The 1,379-nt window shown below is 61.8% G+C and carries 1 pseudogene; it reads left to right on the forward strand.

The features are described 5' to 3' along the window. Positions 1 to 280: 280 nt before the first annotated feature. Positions 281 to 1,303, forward strand: a pseudogene (locus R4P47_RS24975) (phosphatidylglycerol lysyltransferase domain-containing protein); the annotation flags it as partial. Positions 1,304 to 1,379: the final 76 nt, after the last annotated feature.

Below are 1,379 nucleotides of genomic sequence, written 5' to 3' on the forward strand. Positions count from 1 at the left end.
ACCTTCGAAGGACGCATCACCCCGAACGGAAACTAACCGACGCCAAGGTCGGATCCACCGTTAATCTGACACTCCCCATTGAGTGAGCGGGGGTGCGGGCAATGGGATCCAGTGTTTCGGTCATCGTCGATCCTTCCCACCAAGCTGAGCTCGGCGTGTCGAACCAAGGACCGGATCAACCGTTATTCAGACAGTCCCTACCGTCTACGTTGCAAGTGCATTCTGACTTCGGGAGTGAGATATGACGGCGACAGCGATTCCCTCGGAGCGGTCCGGGTCCATGGTTCCGCGGTCGTTCGTGCCACCCGCGCGCGGTCGGTTGAGTGAGGTGCCGCATATCGCGGGGTTGGTGCTCGGTGTGTTCGCGGTGTTGTTGTTTCTGTGGAGTCTGTCGCCCACTCTTCGTTTTCTGGTTCATGTTCCTCGCGAGTACGTGGACAACTACTACTTCGATGCTCCCGATACGAGTTTGTCGTGGGCACTGGTCGTCGGGTTGTTGGCGGCAGCCTTGGCGAGTCGTAAGCGCATTGCGTGGTGGTTGCTGACGGTCTATCTGGTGTTGTTGGCGATCACCAATGTCGTCGAGGGCATCCAGGACGGGAACGTCAACTCGTGGGTTGCGCTGGCTGTCCATGTCGTCGTGACGGGGGTGTTGATCGCTGCGCGCAAGGAGTTCTACACGCGGGTGCGTCGCGGCGCGGTGTGGAAGGCGCTCGGGGTTCTCGTCCTCGGAGCGGCCGTCGGGACGCTCATCGGCTGGGCGTTGGTTGCGTTGTTCCCCGGGTCGTTGCCGGAGAGTCAGACGTTCCTGTGGGCGTTCAATCGTGTGACGGCGTTGGCGACTGTGGACAACGAGCAGTTCGACGGCAGGCCGAACGGGATCGTGAACACGGCGTTGGGTCTGTTCGGAGCGTTGGCGTTACTGGGCGCGATCGTCACGTTGTTCAGGTCTCAGCGGTCGAGCAATGCGCTCACCGGTCGCGACGAGTCCGCCCTGCGAGGTCTGCTCGACAAGTGGGGCGCCGACGATTCCCTCGGCTACTTCGCCACCCGCCGCGACAAGGGCGTCATCTTCGCCACCAGCGGCAAGGCTGCAGTGACGTATCGCGTCGAGGTCGGGGTGTGTCTGGCCAGTGGTGACCCGATCGGCAATCCCGAGGCTTGGCCGCATGCCATCTCGGAATGGCTGGACCTGGCCGAGAAGTACGGCTGGACCCCAGCTGTCATGGGGGCCAGCGAGATCGGGGCCACCGCATACAAGCGGGCCGGCCTGAGCGTCCTCGAACTCGGCGACGAAGCAATCTGAATCACCCTAGGTTTGATGCCGCTTCCTTCTGAGTCAGGAAGGATGAGCACATGCCCAAGAAAATCGATCCGGA

Origin of the sequence: Rhodococcus sp. IEGM 1370, assembly GCF_033142325.1 — a bacterium.
Lineage (GTDB): Bacteria > Actinomycetota > Actinomycetes > Mycobacteriales > Mycobacteriaceae > Rhodococcoides.